The 16,969-nt window shown below is 67.2% G+C and carries 16 protein-coding genes; 6 read left to right on the top strand and 10 right to left on the bottom strand.

Annotation, left to right across the window (positions count from 1 at the left end; all coding sequences use genetic code 11):
• Positions 1 to 53: 53 nt before the first annotated feature.
• Entirely contained in the window at positions 54 to 440 is a 387-nt protein-coding gene (gloA2, locus tag IB275_RS00250; RefSeq protein WP_192294312.1) for an SMU1112c/YaeR family gloxylase I-like metalloprotein, read from the top strand.
• Between the two features lie 201 nt (positions 441 to 641).
• On the opposite strand, the gene IB275_RS00245 is transcribed toward gloA2, so the two are convergent.
• The gene (locus IB275_RS00245; RefSeq protein WP_081518942.1) at positions 642 to 1,583 is read right to left on the bottom strand and encodes an AraC family transcriptional regulator; all 942 of its coding nucleotides are present in this window, start codon (positions 1,581 to 1,583) and stop codon (positions 642 to 644) included.
• 322 nt (positions 1,584 to 1,905) lie between these two features.
• Here IB275_RS00245 and IB275_RS00240 point away from each other — a divergent pair, with 322 nt between their 5' ends.
• Positions 1,906 to 2,223, top strand: coding sequence for a putative quinol monooxygenase (locus tag IB275_RS00240; RefSeq protein WP_192294314.1), 318 nt, complete (start codon positions 1,906 to 1,908; stop codon positions 2,221 to 2,223).
• A gap of 58 nt (positions 2,224 to 2,281) precedes the next feature.
• Here the strand turns inward: IB275_RS00240 and IB275_RS00235 are convergent, their stop codons facing one another.
• From IB275_RS00235 to IB275_RS00215, 5 genes are all read right to left on the bottom strand, one after another.
• Positions 2,282 to 4,666, bottom strand: coding sequence for a TonB-dependent receptor (locus tag IB275_RS00235; RefSeq protein WP_192294316.1), 2,385 nt, complete (start codon positions 4,664 to 4,666; stop codon positions 2,282 to 2,284).
• A gap of 341 nt (positions 4,667 to 5,007) precedes the next feature.
• A complete protein-coding gene (locus IB275_RS00230) occupies positions 5,008 to 5,946 on the bottom strand; it encodes a FecR family protein (protein WP_192294318.1) in 939 nt (312 codons plus the stop codon).
• Positions 5,943 to 6,464: a sigma-70 family RNA polymerase sigma factor gene (locus IB275_RS00225; protein WP_192294320.1), complete on the bottom strand. Its 522-nt coding sequence runs from the start codon at positions 6,462 to 6,464 to the stop codon at positions 5,943 to 5,945. Before IB275_RS00225 ends, IB275_RS00230 begins: the two co-directional genes overlap by 4 nt.
• Positions 6,465 to 6,567: 103 nt before the next feature.
• Positions 6,568 to 6,900, bottom strand: coding sequence for a DOPA 4,5-dioxygenase family protein (locus IB275_RS00220; RefSeq protein ID WP_192294322.1), 333 nt, complete (start codon positions 6,898 to 6,900; stop codon positions 6,568 to 6,570).
• Positions 6,897 to 7,793 carry a choline sulfate utilization transcriptional regulator gene (locus tag IB275_RS00215; protein WP_192294324.1) on the bottom strand — a complete coding sequence of 299 codons (897 nt, stop codon included), beginning with the start codon at positions 7,791 to 7,793 and terminating at the stop codon, positions 6,897 to 6,899. The genes IB275_RS00220 and IB275_RS00215 overlap by 4 nt, the downstream gene beginning before the upstream one ends.
• A gap of 129 nt (positions 7,794 to 7,922) precedes the next feature.
• On the opposite strand from IB275_RS00215, the gene betC reads away from it, so the two are divergent.
• The 3 genes from betC to IB275_RS00200 are packed head-to-tail and all read left to right on the top strand — an operon-like array spanning position 7,923 to position 11,976.
• Positions 7,923 to 9,440 (top strand): choline-sulfatase, encoded by a 1,518-nt coding sequence (gene betC, locus IB275_RS00210; protein ID WP_192294326.1) that lies wholly within the window; start codon positions 7,923 to 7,925, stop codon positions 9,438 to 9,440.
• Positions 9,441 to 9,470: 30 nt separating this feature from the next.
• Positions 9,471 to 10,409, top strand: a complete 939-nt coding sequence (locus IB275_RS00205) for a choline ABC transporter substrate-binding protein (RefSeq protein WP_192294328.1) — start codon at positions 9,471 to 9,473, stop codon at positions 10,407 to 10,409.
• 7 nt (positions 10,410 to 10,416) lie between these two features.
• On the top strand, positions 10,417 to 11,976 hold the full coding sequence (locus IB275_RS00200; RefSeq protein WP_192294330.1) for a SulP family inorganic anion transporter: 1,560 nt from the start codon (positions 10,417 to 10,419) through the stop codon (positions 11,974 to 11,976).
• A 242-nt stretch (positions 11,977 to 12,218) separates the two neighbouring features.
• Here IB275_RS00200 and aroE read toward each other — a convergent pair whose 3' ends face one another.
• Together aroE and hemF are read right to left on the bottom strand one after the other, a co-directional pair.
• Positions 12,219 to 13,040, bottom strand: coding sequence for a shikimate dehydrogenase (gene aroE, locus IB275_RS00195; RefSeq protein ID WP_192294331.1), 822 nt, complete (start codon positions 13,038 to 13,040; stop codon positions 12,219 to 12,221).
• An 88-nt stretch (positions 13,041 to 13,128) separates the two neighbouring features.
• A complete protein-coding gene (gene hemF / locus IB275_RS00190) occupies positions 13,129 to 14,043 on the bottom strand; it encodes an oxygen-dependent coproporphyrinogen oxidase (protein WP_192294334.1) in 915 nt (304 codons plus the stop codon).
• 182 nt (positions 14,044 to 14,225) lie between these two features.
• Between hemF and IB275_RS00185 the strand changes: the two genes are divergently transcribed.
• Positions 14,226 to 15,203, top strand: coding sequence for an NADPH:quinone reductase (locus tag IB275_RS00185; RefSeq protein ID WP_192294336.1), 978 nt, complete (start codon positions 14,226 to 14,228; stop codon positions 15,201 to 15,203).
• Positions 15,204 to 15,240: 37 nt separating this feature from the next.
• Here the strand turns inward: IB275_RS00185 and tsaC are convergent, their stop codons facing one another.
• Positions 15,241 to 15,798, bottom strand: coding sequence for an L-threonylcarbamoyladenylate synthase type 1 TsaC (tsaC, locus tag IB275_RS00180; protein WP_081518955.1), 558 nt, complete (start codon positions 15,796 to 15,798; stop codon positions 15,241 to 15,243).
• Positions 15,799 to 15,839: 41 nt separating this feature from the next.
• Entirely contained in the window at positions 15,840 to 16,940 is a 1,101-nt protein-coding gene (dprA, locus tag IB275_RS00175) for a DNA-processing protein DprA (RefSeq protein ID WP_192294338.1), read from the bottom strand.
• Between the last annotated feature and the right edge of the window lie 29 nt (positions 16,941 to 16,969).

The following is a 16,969-nucleotide window of genomic DNA, read 5'->3' as shown; positions in this document are numbered from 1 at the left end:
TCGGGGCACGGCTGTCAGGATAGAGCGCTCCGACCCACCGGGAAGAACCGCCCATGGCCCTGCTGCACAGCCTCCATCATGTCGCCCTGATCTGCTCGGACTACCCGCGCTCCAAGCACTTCTACACCCAGGTGCTGGGCCTGAAGGTGGTCGCCGAGACTTACCGCACCGCCCGCGATTCCTGGAAGCTCGACCTGGAGCTGGGCGATGCGCGGCTGGAGCTGTTCTCCTTCCCCGGCGCACCGACGCGGCCGTCCTACCCGGAGGCGCAGGGGTTGCGCCACCTCGCGTTCGCCGTGGACGACCTGGAGAGCGCCGTGGACCACCTGCAGAGCCAAGGCGTGGCCTGCGAGCCGATCCGCGACGACGAGCTGACCGGCAAGCGCTTCACCTTCTTCGCCGACCCGGACGACCTGCCGCTGGAGCTTTACGAGCGCTGATGCCTGGCTTCAGGTGCCTGGGCATGCCCTCACCCTAACCCTCTCCCAGAGGGAGAGGGGACTGTCCCGAGCGCTCTGAAAACTCGGTGCTCGCCGACTGACTCCGCCGTCTCGCTGCACGCCAAACGGCCCCCTCTCCCTGAGGGAGAGGGCTGGGGTGAGGGGGAAAACCAGCGCACCGATGCAGAACGGGACACGCACTCAGGCCGGCACCGCCTCGCTGCCCAACGCTCCGCGCAGGCTCGCCAGATCGCGCAGCGGCGGCGCGCCGAACAGGCGGCTGTACTCGCGGCTGAACTGCGACGGGCTCTCGTAACCGACGCGATGCCCGGCCACCGCCACTTCCAGTCCTTCCGACAGCATCAGCCGCCGCGCTTCCTGCAGGCGGAGCTGCTTCTGGTACTGCAGCGGGCTGAGCGCGGTCACTTCCTTGAAGCGGTGGTGCAGGGTGGACACGCTGAGGTTCACCTCGCGGGCCAGGTCCTCGATGCGCAGCGACTTGTCGTAGTTGCGGTTGAGCCACTCGATGGCGCGGGTGACGCGGTGGGTCTGGCTGTCGGTCATCGCCAGGTCGTGCAGCAGGTGGCCCTGCGGGCCGCGCAGCAGGCGGTAGAGGATTTCGCGGACGAACAGCGGTGCCAGCATCTCGATGTCGCGCGGGGTGTCCAGCAGGCGCATCAGGCGCAGCAGGGCGTCAAGCACGGTGCAATCCAGGCGCTGCAGGTAGATGCCGCGGCTGGCCGGGCGCGGCGCGGTGCCGGCCAGGCCAGCCTCGGCGATCAGCCGGGTCAGCTCGCCGGGGTCGATGTCCAGGCGGATGGACAGGTAGGGCCTGTCCGGCGAGGCCTCGATGACCTGGCCGGAGACCGGCAGCGTCACCGACACCACCAGCAGGTTGAGTTCGTCGTAGCGATAGACCTCGCTGCCCAGGCGCACTTCCTTGCAGCCCTGGGCGATCACGCACAGGGCAGGGCGGTAGAGCGTCGGCATGCGGCCTTCGTTGGGGCAGTCGCCGCGCGCGACCAGCAGCGAATCGATGGCGGTTTCGAAGAGACCCTCACCCTGGCAGTGGCGCTGGATGATGTCGGCCAGCTCCTGGCGGCCGGCGGCGATGGGATCAAAGGCGGGAACGGACTGGGACATGCACAGGACCTCCAGTGGCGGCGCACGAAGCTTACGCCCACGACGCATGCGCGCGTGTGACAGTAAGGCAGCCGCTGGAGGATCAGGCAAGCAATCGGCAGGAATGGACAAGCGATCCCGGCATCGGGTCGCGCACCGTGGCGGTGCAAGGGCCGGAAATGGCGCGGAAACACCCGGTTTCAGACTGCGACGAATGTCCCGCAGGATCAGGCAAGAAGGTGACAGCATCCGGATAACGCCCGGTGCTGGCCGCGCCGTAAGCTTCCTGTCAGTCGTCCGAGGAGCCACCTCGGGCTTCTTCCTGGAACGCGGAGGACAGGACATGCACTGGCAAACTTCCATCGAACACGAATTGCAGATCCATCCCCGGCAGGGCCACGAGGCGGAGCTGGGCGCCCTGATCGACAACCTGGTCGACGGCGCACGCCGCGCGCCGGGATGCCTGCGCTGCCAGCTGGTGGCCCGTGAGAACGGCCAGCCGTGGCTGCTGCAGGGCAGCTGGAAGGACGAGGAGGCGCTGCTGGACTACTTCGCCACGCCTTCGTTGCAGCTGCTCGGCGAAGTGCTTTTATGCCACTGCCGAAGCCTCAGCGGCGGCATTGTGGAAACCCTCGATCAGGCCACCGGAAAGGTGGCCTGAGTCTTTTCAGGTAGAGAGATTTGGGTAGAGAGCTTTCTGGCTCTGAATTTCCAGGCACTCAGTATTCCAGGCTCCAGCCCAGGGTGAAGGTACGACCGCGACCCTGGTAGTCGTAGAGGTAGGCCGGCCCGTAGGTCGGCGAATAGAACAGCGCGGCGCGCTGGCCCCAGACGGTACTGTACTGCTTGTCCAGCAGGTTCTGGATACCGGCGCTGAAGGTGCCGAAACCGGTCTTCTGCTCGCCCATCAGGTCGAAGGTGGTGTAGCCGTCGATCTCGTGGTCCGCATCGTCCTTCAGGTTGAAGGCGTGCTGGCCCTGCAGGCGGGCACTGCGGGTGCCGTCGCTCCAGCCGACGAACGCGGTGGACTTGGACAGCGACGCATAGCGCGCATCGCGCTTGATCCAGTCACCATCGGCATCCTCTTCTTCCGAGCGCACCAGGTGCAGCGTGGTGCCGCCCTGCCAGCCATTCTCGAAGTAGCGGGTGACCGCACCCTCGAAGCCAAAGTCGCGGCTCTTCTGGTCCTGCACGTCGATGGTCAGGGTTGCCATGTCGGTGGTGATGATCTTGTCCGACCAGATGTAATACACCGCCGCCTGGGTCTGCCACTGCATGTCGCTGTAGCGCCAGCCGGTCTCGACCTGGCGGCTCTTGATGCCGGCCAGCGGGTTGTCGTCCACCGACAGGCCGGCCTTGCCGTAGTACTTGGCCGGATCGGGCAGGTCGAAGCCTTCGCTGTAGTTGGTCCAGACCTGATGGCCGTTCTTGAAGTCGTAGATCGCGCCGAGGTTGAACAGGTTGACCTGGTAGTCGTTGCTGCCGCCGGGCACGCCTTTGAAGTCGTCCACCTCCACGTCCATCTTCTGGTGGCGGGCGCCGCCGGAAATGGTCAGGTTCTCGGTGGCCTTCCAGTCCAGCTGGCCGTAGACCGACAGGCCGTCGACGATGTAGCTGGGGTAGCGCGGCGCACTGCTGGCGGTTTCCAGGTCCAGGCCGCCACTCTCGGAAGACAGGCGCTGGTCGAAGACCTTCTGCTCGGCGTTGAAGCGTTCGTGGTCGAAGTCCACGCCGTAGGTGAACTTCAGCGAATCCCACTGCTTGCTGAACAGGCCCTTGAGGCCGCTGACCTCGAAATTCTGCTGCGAGCCGGCGAAGTACACGCCCTTGGAACCGGTGGGCTTGCCGGTGTTGTAGTAGGGGAAGGGATAGAAGTTGTCGTCTTCCTTGCGGTAGTACGCCTGCAGGTAGAAGTCCTGCTCCAGCAGGTTGCTGTGGTGGTAGTTGGCGTTGAGCAGTACACGGCGCGAGCGCGGCTCCAGATCGGTGTCCAGACCACTGCGAATCTCCGCGTCTTCCAGGTTCGACGGGCCCTGGTACTTCAGGTTGGGAAAGTAGATGCCGGTACTGCCGTCGTTGCCCGAGTCGTAATACTGCGCCAGCAGGTCGAGGCTCTGCTCGTCGGTGAACTGCGCGGTGAGGTTGCCCATCACGTCGACGGTGCGGTTGTACTGCAGGTCGGTCTGGGTGTTGTCGATGAAGATCTGGTTGCCGGCGCCGTCGTAGAAGGCTTCGTTCTTTTCCGCCGAGACGCCCAGACGACCGACCACGCTGTCATTGCCGCCGCTGATGGACTGGGCGGCGCGGGTCGACAGGTCGTCGCTGTTGTTGAAGCCGCTGGTGGCGCCCAGTTGTGTTTCGAAGCGGGTATCACCGGCCGCACCCTTCTTGGTGATGATGTTGATGATGCCGCCGGTGGCGCCGCCGCCGTAGATGGCGCTGGCGCCGGAGAGCACTTCGATGCGCTCGACGTTGAACGGCGAGATGCTGTCGAACTGGCGCGACAGGCCGCGCGAGCTGTTCTGGCTGACGCCGTCGATCATCACCAGCACGTTGCGCCCGCGCATGTTCTGGCCGTAGTTGGTGCGGCCTTCCGGCGCCAGATCGAGGCCGGGGACCAGCTTGCCGACGGCTTCCTTGAGGCTCACGCCGGTGTCCAGCTGCTCGCGCAGCTGGGTCTGGTCCACCACCCAGACGGTGCCGGGGATCGAGCTGATCTCGGTGGGCGTGCGCGCCGCCACGCTGATCTGCATCGGCGCCAGGCTCAGGGCCGCGGAGTCGTCCTTCTCGCGCTTGAGCAGCACGGTGCGCTCGTCGGTGAAGCGCCAGCTCACGCCGCTGCCGGACAGCAACTGGTTCAGCGCCTCCTCGGTGCTGTAGGTGCCGTCCAGCCCTTCACTCTGCAGGCCCTGGATGTCCTCGGAGTTGAACAGCAGGTGCAGCCCGGCCTGGTCGGCGAACTGGGTCAGCGCGCTGTCCAGGCTGCGCGGGGCGATGTGCAGTTCGACGGCGGCGGAACCGGCCGCATGGGCCAGGGGAGCGGCGGTGCCGAGCAGGGAAGCCAGCAACAGCGCGCGGTGCAGCGGGGAAGGACGGTAGTGCATGCGGGTGAAATCCGTTCTTGTGTGGGCAGGGTCGCGTAGTGAGAATTTTTCGCGTTCCTGCCTACGACGAAACGGCCGGGCAAACCTTGCAGTGCTAAATGCAAAAAATTTTCATTTTCTTGTGTGAGAGGACGGTCATCGCTCTCGCAGGGCGAATGAAGCGGCACGCTTCATTCGCCGATACCGCGTGCGCGGCGGATAACGCCGGGGCGTTATTCGCCCTACGGCTCCGCCCGGCTCTGTAGTCGTAGGATGGGTGGAGCTTGCGATACCCATGCTGAGCCCGAGCCGGAAATGATGGGTATCGCTGCGCTCCACGCCATCCTCCGAAGAGGCTCCGATCAGGCTTTCGGGGCGGGGCGGATCAGTACCAGCCAGGGCAGGTGGGTAACGCTCACCGGCTGCAACCGCTCCAGGGTCTTGAGCAGGGCGCCGGGGTCCTGCAGGTCGAACACGCCGCTGACCTTGTGCTGGCGCAGGGCGCTGTCGGTCAGCACGATGCGGCCGGGCACGTAGCGTTCCAGTTCATCGAGCACCTCGCCCAGCGGGCGCTGGTTGAAGATCAGCTTGCCGCGCTGCCAGGCACTGGCGCTGGACAGGTCCAGCAGCTGCACCGGTTCGGGCGCGGCGCTGTCGCGGTAGCTCAGGCGCTCGCCGGCGGACAGCCGCACCGGCGCGCTGCCGGCACTGTTCACCTGGACCACACCTTCGGTCACGTCCACGCGAACCTGCGGCCCACGGCTGTCGACATCGAAGCGAGTACCCACGGCACGGACTTCGCCGCCTCTGGCTTCGACGATGAAGGGCCGTGCCGGGTCCTTGGCCACCTCGAACAACGCCTCGCCGCCATGCAGCCGCAGGCGCCGCTGCTGCGGGCTGAAGTCCACGGACAGCGCGCTGTCGCTGTTGAGCCAGACGCGGCTGCCGTCGGCCAGCTCCAGCATCCGCCGCTCGCCGGTGCGGGTGGCATAGTCGGAATACAGCCCGGCCAGCGGCTCGGGCAGGGCGATGGTCACCGCGATAGCGGCGACACACGCAGCGGCGGCCAGCGCCAGCAGGCGACGAGGGCGCCGCGCACGCTGGCGATAGCGCTGGGCGCTGCGGGTTTCCGGCAACGCGCCCCACAAGGCTTCGGCCTCGCGGGCGGCGAGCTCGTGCTCCGCGCTCTGTCCGCGCCAGCGCAGGAAGTCCATGCGCTCGGCGGCCCCGGCACTGCCCGACTGCAGCTGTACCAGGCGCTCGATGGCCTCATCCGAGAGGGATAGCTCCACGCGGCTCATGGCGTGCCCTCCTGGCGCTGCGCCCAGTCGCGGCAGTGGCGCATGGCCTGAACGATGTACTTGCCCACCATGCTCTCGGACACGCCCAGGCGCAGGGCGATCTGCGCGTGGGTGAGGCCGTCGAGGCGGTTCATCAGCAGCGCCTCGCGGGCATTCGTCGGCAACTGGTCGAGGGCAGCGTCCAGATGTTCCAGCGCCTCATGGGCGAGCAGGCGGTGCTCCAGCCCGGACACGGGATCGCTCAGGTCGCTGGCAGCAGATTCGTCGACATGCAGCTCGGCCAGCCGGCCCTCGCGGCGCAGGTTGTCGATGGCAATGTTGCCGGCCACGCGGAACAGGTAGGCGCGCGGGTCCTGCACCTCGGCTTCGGCGGGGTGGTCGGCCAGACGCAGCCAGGTGTCCTGGGCAACGTCGGCGGCGCGTTGGTTGTCCCCCAGCCTGCGGGCAAGGAAGCGCATCAGGTCCGCATAGTGCGCCTGGAAGCTCTGCAGCAGGGAGGAGGAGGCGAAGCGCCGCATGATGGCCGAAATACCCTGGAAAATCGGCCAACGTCTGTCAGGCCGATACGAAGGGTGGGCAGCATACACCGAATCGAGAATTATTATCGAATGCAAAAAAGTGTCAGCTCGTGAACTGCGAGAGGTCCAGCGGCCGCAAGGCGCCCAGCCACATGGCGTAGTCGCGGTGATCACGCAGGTCGTTGCCGGTATTGGGGTGGATCAGGATCACCAGGCCGTCGCGGTTCAGCGCCAGCCACGGCACCAAGGTGGCGAAGATAGCGTTGTCGAAGGCCAACTGGCAGCTCCAGTCCGGATGCGGGCCGACCGGCCGCTCGTGGACGCGGCCCATCTTCGCGCCGAAGCGGCGCGCCGCCTCCTCGCACAGCGCGCGGGCGCGCTCGATGCTGCCGGCGTCGAAATAGACGTGGGCGTGGAAGTCCTGAATCTCGCTCATCGGTCCTGCTCCAGTTCCGCCTGCAGCCAGTCGACGAAACGCTGCACCAGGCGCATCCGCCGTTTGCGCTCGGGCAGCACGGCGTAATAGCCGAAGCGCGACTGCTGCGATCCGGCGATGGGTCGGCACAGTAACCCCTGTTCCAGCAGTTCGTCGACCAGATGCCGCCAGCCGATGGCCACGCCCTGCCCGGCGATGGCCGCCTGCACCAGCAGGGTGTAGTTGTCGAAACGCAGCCCGGCCGGGGCTGGCGCGCCGTCGATGCCCAGCGCGCGATAGACGCCGCCCCAGTCGAACCAGCGGCTGGAAGCCTCGGGCTTGAGGTGCAGCAGCGGCAATTCGGTGAGTGCCTGGGGCGACAGCGGCAGCTCGCGGCCCTCAAGCAGGCGCGGGCTGCACACCGGGAAGACCTCCTCGCTGAACAGACGCAGCGCCTCGCCGTGCTTGAAGCGCCCGTCGCCAAAGGCGATGGCCACGTCGATGTCGCTGCGCAGCGCAATCGGGCTGCGGTCGCTGCTGATCAGGCCGACGTCCAGCTCCGGATGCGCCTGGCGGAAGCGCGGCAGGCGCGGCATCAGCCAGTACGCGGCGAAGGCGAAGTCGGTAGCGACCTGCAGCACTTCGTGGGGATGTCGCGCGGTGACCGCGGCGATACCGGCGTCGATGGCCTCCAACCCGGCCTGAACGTGCTGCTGCAGCACCTGTCCACTTTCGGTGAGGGCAATGCCCCGGTGAATGCGGTCGAACAGGCGCACGGCGAGGAGTTTCTCCAGGCGCTTGATCTGCTGGCTGACCGCCGGCTGGGTGGTGCCCAGCTCGCCGGCGGCGGCGGTGAAGCTGAGCAGCCGCGCAGCGGACTCGAACACACGCAGCAGTTCCAGCGGCACGCTCATGGCTTGCTCTCGCATAAGCAGGTGTTATCCGAAGCATGCTGCGCCATGCGCTTTACCCCTAATCCAGCAGCCAACAGACTCGTACCGCACAGCATCCCATAACAGCGCCAACAGGATAAGCCCAACGCCATGAAGCGCCAGCGCCCAAACATCCTCTTCATCATGGCCGACCAGATGGCCGCGCCGCTCCTGCCCTTCTACGACACCCAGTCGCCCATCAAGCTACCCAACCTCTCGCGCCTCGCCGGTGAAGGCGTGGTCTTCGACTCGGCCTACTGCAACAGCCCGCTCTGCGCGCCCTCGCGCTTCACCCTGGTGAGCGGCCAGCTGCCGACAAAAATCGGCGCCTGGGACAATGCCGCGGATTTTGCCGCCGACACTCCCACCTACGCGCACTACCTGCGCCGCCTGGGCTACCGCACCGCGCTGTCGGGCAAGATGCACTTCTGCGGGCCGGACCAGCTGCACGGCTACGAGGAGCGCCTGACCAGCGACATCTACCCCGCCGACTACGGCTGGGCGGTGAACTGGGATGAGCCGGACGTGCGCCCGAGCTGGTATCACAACATGTCCTCGGTGCTCCAGGCCGGCCCCTGCGTGCGCACCAACCAGCTCGACTTCGACGAGGAAGTGGTGTTCAAGGCACGCCAGTACCTCTACGACCACGTGCGCGAACACGCCGAGCAGCCGTTCTGCCTTACCGTGTCCATGACCCACCCGCACGACCCCTACACCATCCCGCGCGAGTACTGGGACCTGTACCGCGACGAGGACATCCCGTTGCCCTCGGTGCAGATCGCCCAGAACGAGCAGGACCCGCACTCCCAGCGCCTGCTCAAGGTGATCGACCTATGGGGCCAGGAAATGCCCGCGGACAAGGTGCGCGCCGCCCGCCGCGCCTACTTCGGTGCGTGCAGTTATGTCGACGCACAGATCGGCGCGCTGCTGCGCACCCTTGAGGATTGCGGCCTGTCCGATGACACCCTGATCGTGTTCTCCGGCGACCACGGCGACATGCTTGGCGAGCGCGGCCTCTGGTACAAGATGCACTGGTTCGAGATGGCCGCCCGTGTGCCGCTGCTGGTGCACGCGCCCAAGCGTTTCGCCGCGCATCGGGTCAGCCAGTCAGTGTCCACCGTCGACCTGTTGCCGACCCTCGTCGAACTGGCCGGCGGGCAGGTCGAGCCCGGCGTCGGTCTCGACGGCCGCTCACTGCTACCGCACTTGCAAGGCACTGGCGGCCACGACGAAGTGATCGGCGAATACACCGCCGAAGGCACCGTCAGCCCGCTGATGATGATCCGTCGCGGCGACTTCAAGTTCATCTACTCCGAGCAGGACCCTTGCCTGCTGTTCGACGTCGCCAACGATCCGCGAGAGCTGCGGAACCTCATCGATTCGCCGGCCCACGCCAACCTGATACGCGACCTGCTGGGTGAAGCCCGCGCGCGCTGGGATGTGCCCGCCATCACCCGGCAGGTCCTGGCCAGCCAGCGCCGCCGCCGGCTGGTGGCCGACGCGCTGACCCACGGCACGCTGAAAAGCTGGGATCACCAGCCCCTGGTCGACGCCAGCCAGCAGTACATGCGCAACCACATCGACCTCGACGATCTGGAGCGCCGCGCCCGCTATCCGCAACCGAAATAACAACCACAACACGCCGAAGGGGAAGGGAGCATGACCAAGCGCACCGTACGACAAGCAACCGCACTATTGCTGGCCAGCGCACTGGCGCTGGGCGGCCCGCTGGCCCGGGCCGAAGATGAAGCCTGCAGTACGGTGAAGCTGGCCGATCCGGGCTGGACCGACATCGCCGTCACCAATGGCATCGCCGCTTTCCTCCTCGAGGGCCTGGGCTACAAGGTGAAGATCGACACCCTGTCGGTGCCCATCACCTACGGCGGCCTGCGCGACGGCCAGGTCGACGCCTTCCTTGGCAACTGGATGCCGGCGCAGCAGGGCTTCCACGACCAGTTCATCGCCAGCCAGCAGGTCACCCAGCTGGCGAAGAACCTGCAGGGCACCGAATTCACCCTGGCCGTGCCGACCTACGTGTGGAATGCCGGGGTGAAGACCTTCGACGACCTCGACAAGCACGCCGACCAGTTCAACAGAAAGGTCTACGGCATCGGTTCCGGCGCGCCGGCCAACCAGTCGATCCAGAAGATGATCTCAGGCGACGAGTTTGGCCTGGGCGACTGGAAGCTGGTGGAGTCCAGCGAACAGGCGATGCTTGCGGAGGTAGGCCGCGCGGTGAAGCGCGAGCGCTGGGTGGTGTTCCTCGGCTGGACGCCGCACCCGATGAACGTGAAGTACGACATGAAATACCTCACCGGCGGCGAGAAGTATTTCGGCAGCACCGGCAGCGTGTTCACCGTGACCCGCAACGGCTACACCGAGCAGTGCCCGAACAGCGGCAAGCTGCTGGCCAACCTGTCCTTCGACCTGAAGATGGAGAACGCCATCATGGCCGAGGTGCTGGAGAAGAACGTGAAGAACCCCGACGCCGTGAAAGCCTGGATCAAGGCCAACCCGCAGAGCCTCGACACCTGGCTGCAAGGCGTGAAGACCCGCGACGGCGGCGATGCGCTGGCTGCCGTGAAGGCCAAGCTGTAGGCCGTCGATGGAGCGCCTGATCCGCCTGCTGCCGTTCCTCGTCTGGTTGCCCCAGGTCAGCGGTCGCGACCTGCGCCGTGACCTGGGCGTGGGCCTTTCCGGCGCGGTGCTCGCCCTGCCGCAGTCCATGGCCTACGCACTGATCGCCGGACTGCCGGCGGAGTACGGACTCTACGCGGCGATGCTGCCGGTGCTGATCGCCTGCCTGTGGGGTTCGTCGAAACACATGGTCGGCGGGCCGACGGCGGCGATCTCGGTGGTGCTGTTTACCGCCATCGCCCCGCTGGCGCCGCCGGGCAGCGCGCCGTTCATCCAGTACGCGCTGCTGCTGACCTTCCTCGCCGGGTTGTTCCAGTGGTTACTGGGCATGCTGCGTTTCGGCGTGCTGGTGAACTTCGTTTCGCACTCGGTGCTGCTCGGCTTCACCTGCGGCGCCGCGCTGGTGATCGTAATCGGCCAGTTGCCGTACCTGCTCGGCATCAGTGCAGCGGGGCAGGGCACGGCGCTGACCAGCGCCGCCGCGCTCTGCTGGAAGCTGCCGCAGTTCCACGGGCCATCGCTGCTGGTGGGCCTGTTCAGCCTGGTACTGAGCCTGATCGTCAAACGCCTGTGGCGGCGCGGGCCGGCGCTGCTGGTCGGCCTGTTCGGCGCCAGCGCGCTGGTCTGGACGATGCCGGCGACTTTCTCCGACGTTGCCAAGGTGGCCGCCTTCCGCAGCGCGCTGCCGCCGTTCAGCGCGTTGTCGTTCGACCTGTCCGCCCTCGCCCAGTTGCTCCCCGCCGCCGTGGCCTGCGGCATGCTCGGGCTGGTCACCAGCCTGTCGATTGCCCGTGCCCTGGCCGCGCGCTCGCACCAGCCGCTGGACGCCAACCAGGAAGTGCGCGCGCAGGGGCTGTCCAACCTGATCGGGCCCTGGCTGTCGGGCACGCTGTCCGCCGGCTCCTTCACCCGCTCCGGGCTGAACCAGGATGCGGGCGCACGCACGCCGCTGGCCGGGGTTTTCTCGGCAATGTGGGTCGCACTGCTGGCGGTGGCTGGCGCCGGATTGATCACCCACATTCCGCTGCCGGCCATGGCTGCGGGCATCCTGCTGATCTGCTGGAACCTGGTGGACCGCCCGGCCCTGCGCGCACTGTGGAAATGCAGCCGCGCGGAATCCCTGGTGATGCTGCTGACACTCGCCGCGACCCTGCTGCTGCCATTGCAGAACGCCATCTACGCCGGCGTGCTGGCCTCGCTGTTCTTCTACCTCAAGCGCACCTCGCAGCCGCGCGTGCAGCAGTGGGAGAAGGAGGACGAGGAAGTGCTGCGCATCGAAGGCTCGATCTTCTTCGGCGCCTGCGACTACCTGCAGAAGCTGATGCAGCACAGCCGCGGCGAACGCCTGGTGCTGGACGCCCACCACGTGAACTTCATCGACTTCGCCGGCGCGCAGATGCTCCAGCAGGAAGCCCGCCGCCTCGCCGGCGAAGGCCGCAGCCTGGTGCTGCGCAACGCCCGGCCACGGGTGCGCGCGGAGCTGGAAAAGCAGATGGGGAAGGGCGGGGTGTTGCTGGTCGAGGAATAGGAGCGAGCCATCGCCTCGTTCAATCGGGATCTGCGTGCGCCGTTGCAGGAGCAGCTGCCTTTCCCCGATCAATCCGTATTTGCGCGTTCCCCCTCACCCCAGCCCTCTCCCTCAGGGAGAGGGAGCTGATCGTGCCAGCTGACGCCATGACTTGATCCTGCACCGAACGGTCCCCTCTCCCCTTGGGAGAGGGTTAGGGTGAGGGGCGATCCGAGCGCAGGAGTATCCGGTAGGAGCGCTGATCAGCCCTTGAGCTGACGGCGCAATTCATCCAGCACCGGCGCCGAATCCGGGCGTACGCCGCGCCACAGCAGGAAGGCTTCCGCCGCCTGCTCGACCAGCATGCCCAACCCGTCGATGCAGCGCGCCGCGCCGTGTTCGGCGGCCCAGCGGTTGAAGGCCGTCACGTCCTTGCCGTACATCATGTCGTAGCAGACGGTATGCCCCGGCTCGATCAGCGAAGGTTCGATGGGCGGCAGCTCGCCAGCCAGGGAGGCCGAGGTGCCGTTGACGATCAGGTCGAAGGGCTCGGCGCGCAGGTTGAAACCACCACCGCTCACCGGGCCCAGGTCCTTGAAGGCTTCCGCCAGTTGCTCGGCCTTGGCCGCCGTGCGGTTGGCGATGACGATGCAGGCCGGCTGCTGGCCGAGGAAGGGTTCGAGGATGCCGCGCACCGCGCCACCGGCGCCCAGCACCAGGATGCGCGCACCACGCAGGACGACGCCGTGGTTCACCGTGAGGTCGCGGGTCAGCCCGGCGCCATCGGTGTTGTCGCCCAGCAGCCCGCCGCTGTCGAGTTTCTTCAGGGTGTTCACCGCACCAGCCCGGCGCGCTCGCTCGCTCAGCTCGGTGGCCAGGCGGTAGGCGTCTTCCTTGAATGGCACGGTGACGTTGCCACCCAGGCCCTCGGCGAAGAACTCGCGGGCGTTCCCGGCGAAGTCGTCCAGCGGTGTCAGTCGCGTGTCGTAGCTCAGCGCCTGGCCGGTCTGTTCGGCGAACAGACGGTGGATCTGCGGTGACTTGCTGTGGCCGATAGGGTTGCCGAAGACGCAGTAGCGGTCCATTCAGAATCCTGGAACGTAAGTATTGAAGGAAAGGGCTTGAGATTGCCGGGTTACCACCTGCGCTCCTGCAGGTTCGTGAAAGCTCGACTCAGGCCTGCGCCAGCCAGTCCCGATCGGTGAGGAAGTACTCGGTCAGGCGCGCCTCTTCGCTGCCCGGCTCTGGCTTCCAGTCGTAGCCCCAGCGCACCTGCGGCGGCAGCGACATGAGGATCGACTCGGTGCGCCCGCCTGACTGCAGGCCGAACAGGGTGCCACGGTCGTAGACGAGGTTGAACTCGACGTAGCGGCCGCGGCGGAAGGCCTGGAACTCGCGCTGCTGCTCGGTGTACGGGGTGTCCTTGCGCTTGCGCACGATGGGCAGGTAGGCGTCGATATAGGCATCGCCGATGGCCCGCAGGAAGGCGAAGCTGGTGTCGAAATCCCACTGGTTCAGGTCGTCGAAGAACAGGCCGCCAACACCGCGCGGTTCGTTGCGATGCTTGATGTGGAAGTAGCGGTCGCACCATTCCTTGTAGCGCGGGTAGACGTCCTCGCCGAAGGGCGCGCAGGCATCGCGGGCGACCTGGTGCCACAGCACGCAGTCTTCCTCATGGGCGTAGTAGGGCGTCAGGTCGAAGCCACCGCCGAACCACCAGACCGCGTCCTCGCCTTCCTTCTCGGCGATGAAGAAGCGCACGTTGGCGTGGGAGGTCGGCACGTGGGGGTTGGTCGGGTGGATCACCAGCGACACGCCCAGCGCCTGGAAGCCGCGCCCGGCGAGTTCCGGACGGTGCGCGCTGGCGCTCGGCGGCAGGCCGGCGCCGAAGACATGGGAGAAATTCACGCCGCCCTTCTCGATCAGCGCACCGTCGCCGATCACCCGCGTCCGACCACCGCCGCCCGCCGGTCGCTGCCAGGCGTCCTCGACGAAACGAGCGTTGCCGTCCTCGGCTTCGAGTGCGGCGCAAATGCGGTCTTGCAGGTCGAGCAGGTAGGCCTTCACGGCCTCGATGCGGTCGGTCACGGGAATCACCTTGGAGCGGGAAAGCCACGCGTGGCGCGGGCCGGAGCGGGGTTCAGGTACGAAAACGGGGGCAAGCATACCATCGGACCCGGCAAAGCTGGTCTTGACGCCCGTCTTGCGGGCGGCTTGGATGAAAGTCTTTTCCCCGGCGAGGCAGAGCCTCGCGCCCTCAGGAGAGCGACATGGCCAAGCGTGTTCAATTCGCCAAGACCGGCGGCCCGGAGGTCCTCGAGATCGTCGACTACACCCCGGCCGAGCCGGGCCCGAACGAAGTGCGGGTGCGCAACCGCGCCATCGGCCTGAACTTCATCGACACCTACTACCGCAGCGGCCTGTACCCCGCGCCGAGCATGCCCTCCGGCGTCGGTACCGAAGGCGCCGGCGAGGTGGAAGCGGTGGGCAGTGCGGTGACCAGCGTGAAGGTCGGCGACCGCGTCGGCTACGCCACCGGCCCGCTGGGCGCCTACAGCGAGCAGCACACGCTGCCGGCGGCCAGCGTGGTGAAGCTGCCGGATGCGATCACCTTCGAGCAGGCCGCCGCGGTCATGCTCAAGGGCCTGACCGTGCAGTACCTGCTGCGCCAGACCTACAACGTGCAGCCGGGCCAGACCATCCTCTGGCATGCGGCGGCCGGCGGCGTCGGGCTGATCGCCTGCCAGTGGGCGAAGGCCATCGGCGCACACCTGATCGGCACCGTGAGCTCCGCCGCCAAGGCGGAGCTGGCGAAATCCCACGGTGCCTGGGAAACCATCGACTACAGCCACGAGAACGTGGTCGAGCGCGTGCTGGCGCTGACCGATGGCAAGAAGTGCCCGGTGGTCTACGACTCGGTGGGCAAGGACACCTGGCTGACCTCGCTGGACTGCACCGCCCAGCGTGGCCTGGTGGTGAGTTTCGGCAACGCCTCCGGCCCGGTGGACGGGGTGAACCTGGGCATCCTTTCGCAGAAGGGCTCGCTTTACGTCACCCGGCCGACGCTGTTCGGCTATGCCAGTACGCCGGAGCGTCTGCAGGCCATGGCCGACGACCTGTTCGGCATGCTCACCAGCGGCAAGGTAAAAGTGGAAATCAACCAGCGCTTCGCCCTGGCCGAGGCGGCCAAGGCGCAAACCGAACTGGCGGCGCGGCGCACCACCGGGTCGACCATCCTGCTGCCGTAAAGAGTGTATCCGTAGGCAGGACGGGGCCCTTACAGAGTCAGGAGGGCCTGACGGTCTCGCCGGTACGCAGATCGCGGATCAGGCTCGGATTACGGCGCCCGCCCAGGGCGCCACCGAGCACGCCATCCAGCTCGCCACGGAAATACTGCTCGACGCGCAGGCGGCTGCGCGCGGCAGGGCGGCCGGCGGGGTTGGCAGAGGTGGAGATCAGCGGGCCGGTGAAGCGGCACAGTTCGCGTACCAGCGGGTGGTCGGTGACGCGCAGGGCGACGGTCTCGTGCTCGCCGGTTACCCACTCGGGCAGGCGCCCCTGGTGCGGCACCAGCCAGGTATTCGGGCCGGGCCAGCTGTTGGCGAGCTTGTCCTGCCAGGCTTCGGGCAGGTCTTCGAGGAGGAAGTCGAACTGGCGGATGTCGCCAGCCACCACGATCATGCCCTTTTCCACCGGGCGCGCCTTGATCGCCAGCAGGCGGTACACGGCGTCGGCGCTCCACGGGTCGCAGCCCAGGCCCCAGACGGCTTCGGTCGGGTAAGCGATCACACCGCCGTCGCGCACGACCTGGGCCATGCGCTGGGTACGCCAGTTGCTGTACATCGTGAATTCCTCGGATCTGCGATGCGCGGCAGTTTACGTGCTCAGGGGGCTCGATGCACCCAGACGCCGGCCTCGCAGGCCACCCGCCCGTCCAGCTCCAGCTCGGTGAGTTCCGCCAGCAGCTGCGGCAGCTGCAGACCGCTGCGCAACGCCAGCTGCTCGCTGCTTTGCGGTGCCGCGCGCAGCAGGTCGACCAGTGGGTGAGGCGACAAGGCTGGCGCGACCTCTACTGTCCGCGCAGCGTGCGTCCACCCCTGCAAGCCTTCGAGGATGTGCTCGACCGTTTCCACCAGCATCGCTCCCTGGCGGATCAGCTCGTGGCAGCCACGCGCGCCGGGATGATGGATGGAGCCGGGAATCGCATAGACCTCGCGGCCCTGCTCGGCAGCCAGCCGCGCCGTGATCAGCGACCCGCTCGAGGGGCTGGCTTCCACCACCAGGGTGCCCAGTGACAGGCCACTGATGATCCGGTTGCGCCGCGGGAAGTTCGACGCCTGGGGCGCGCAGCTCAGCGGTAGCTCCGAGATCACCGCACCGCCCTGCTCGACGATGCGTTTCGCCAGCCCCAGATGACGACGCGGGTAGAGGTGCTCCAGCCCCGTGCCCAGTACCGCCACCGTCTTTCCTGCGACCTCCAGCGCCCCCTCATGGGCCGCGCCGTCGATGCCCAGCGCCAGCCCGCTGGTGATCACGAAGCCACCGCCGGCCAAGCTGCGGGCGAAGGCCCGTGCGGTATCCAGCCCCGGCTTGCTGGCCCGGCGGCTACCGACCATCGCCAGTTGCGGGCGCTCCAGCAGACCCGGATCGCCCGCCAGGAACAGCAGTGGCGGCGCATCATCCAGCTCGGCGAGCAGAGCGGGGTAACCGGGGGTGTCCCACATGACCAGATGATGCTCCGGCGCCTCCAGCCAGCGCAGCGCCTGAGCCGCCGGCTCACGGATGGACGCATCGCGGCGCGGCTCTGCGCAGACGGCGGGCAACCCCAGGGAGCGCCAGGCAGCCGCGGGCGCGCTCATGGCGGCGGAAGCCGAGCCGAAGGCCTCCAGCAGGCGGCGAAAGCGTCGGGGGCCCAGCTCCGGCAGGCCGTGCAGGCGCAGCCGTGCTTCGAGTTCGGACGGGGAGAGAGTCGGGTCTTGGGGCATGGCGCAGTCCTGGGAGAGGGGCAGACGCC

Origin of the sequence: Pseudomonas sp. PDM21 (genome assembly GCF_014852505.2) — a bacterium.
Lineage (GTDB): Bacteria > Pseudomonadota > Gammaproteobacteria > Pseudomonadales > Pseudomonadaceae > Pseudomonas.
Note: the sequence above shows the minus strand (reverse complement) of the source record. Positions and strands in the feature narration are given on the sequence as shown.

Bases quoted from the DNA above. Each gene is read 5' to 3' on its own strand.
- IB275_RS00240 (WP_192294314.1), top strand. From the start codon at position 1,906: ATGCACTGGCAAACTTCCATCGAACACGAATTGCAGATCCATCCCCGG.
- IB275_RS00220 (WP_192294322.1), bottom strand. From the start codon at position 6,900: ATGAGCGAGATTCAGGACTTCCACGCCCACGTCTATTTCGACGCCGGC.
- IB275_RS00245 (WP_081518942.1), bottom strand. From the start codon at position 1,583: ATGTCCCAGTCCGTTCCCGCCTTTGATCCCATCGCCGCCGGCCGCCAG.
- IB275_RS00230 (WP_192294318.1), bottom strand. From the start codon at position 5,946: ATGAGCCGCGTGGAGCTATCCCTCTCGGATGAGGCCATCGAGCGCCTG.
- betC (WP_192294326.1), top strand. From the start codon at position 7,923: ATGAAGCGCCAGCGCCCAAACATCCTCTTCATCATGGCCGACCAGATG.
- tsaC (WP_081518955.1), bottom strand. From the start codon at position 15,798: ATGTACAGCAACTGGCGTACCCAGCGCATGGCCCAGGTCGTGCGCGAC.
- IB275_RS00235 (WP_192294316.1), bottom strand. From the start codon at position 4,666: ATGCACTACCGTCCTTCCCCGCTGCACCGCGCGCTGTTGCTGGCTTCC.
- dprA (WP_192294338.1), bottom strand. From the start codon at position 16,940: ATGCCCCAAGACCCGACTCTCTCCCCGTCCGAACTCGAAGCACGGCTG.
- IB275_RS00215 (WP_192294324.1), bottom strand. From the start codon at position 7,793: ATGAGCGTGCCGCTGGAACTGCTGCGTGTGTTCGAGTCCGCTGCGCGG.
- IB275_RS00185 (WP_192294336.1), top strand. From the start codon at position 14,226: ATGGCCAAGCGTGTTCAATTCGCCAAGACCGGCGGCCCGGAGGTCCTC.
- IB275_RS00205 (WP_192294328.1), top strand. From the start codon at position 9,471: ATGACCAAGCGCACCGTACGACAAGCAACCGCACTATTGCTGGCCAGC.
- IB275_RS00225 (WP_192294320.1), bottom strand. From the start codon at position 6,464: ATGCGGCGCTTCGCCTCCTCCTCCCTGCTGCAGAGCTTCCAGGCGCAC.
- gloA2 (WP_192294312.1), top strand. From the start codon at position 54: ATGGCCCTGCTGCACAGCCTCCATCATGTCGCCCTGATCTGCTCGGAC.
- aroE (WP_192294331.1), bottom strand. From the start codon at position 13,040: ATGGACCGCTACTGCGTCTTCGGCAACCCTATCGGCCACAGCAAGTCA.
- IB275_RS00200 (WP_192294330.1), top strand. From the start codon at position 10,417: ATGGAGCGCCTGATCCGCCTGCTGCCGTTCCTCGTCTGGTTGCCCCAG.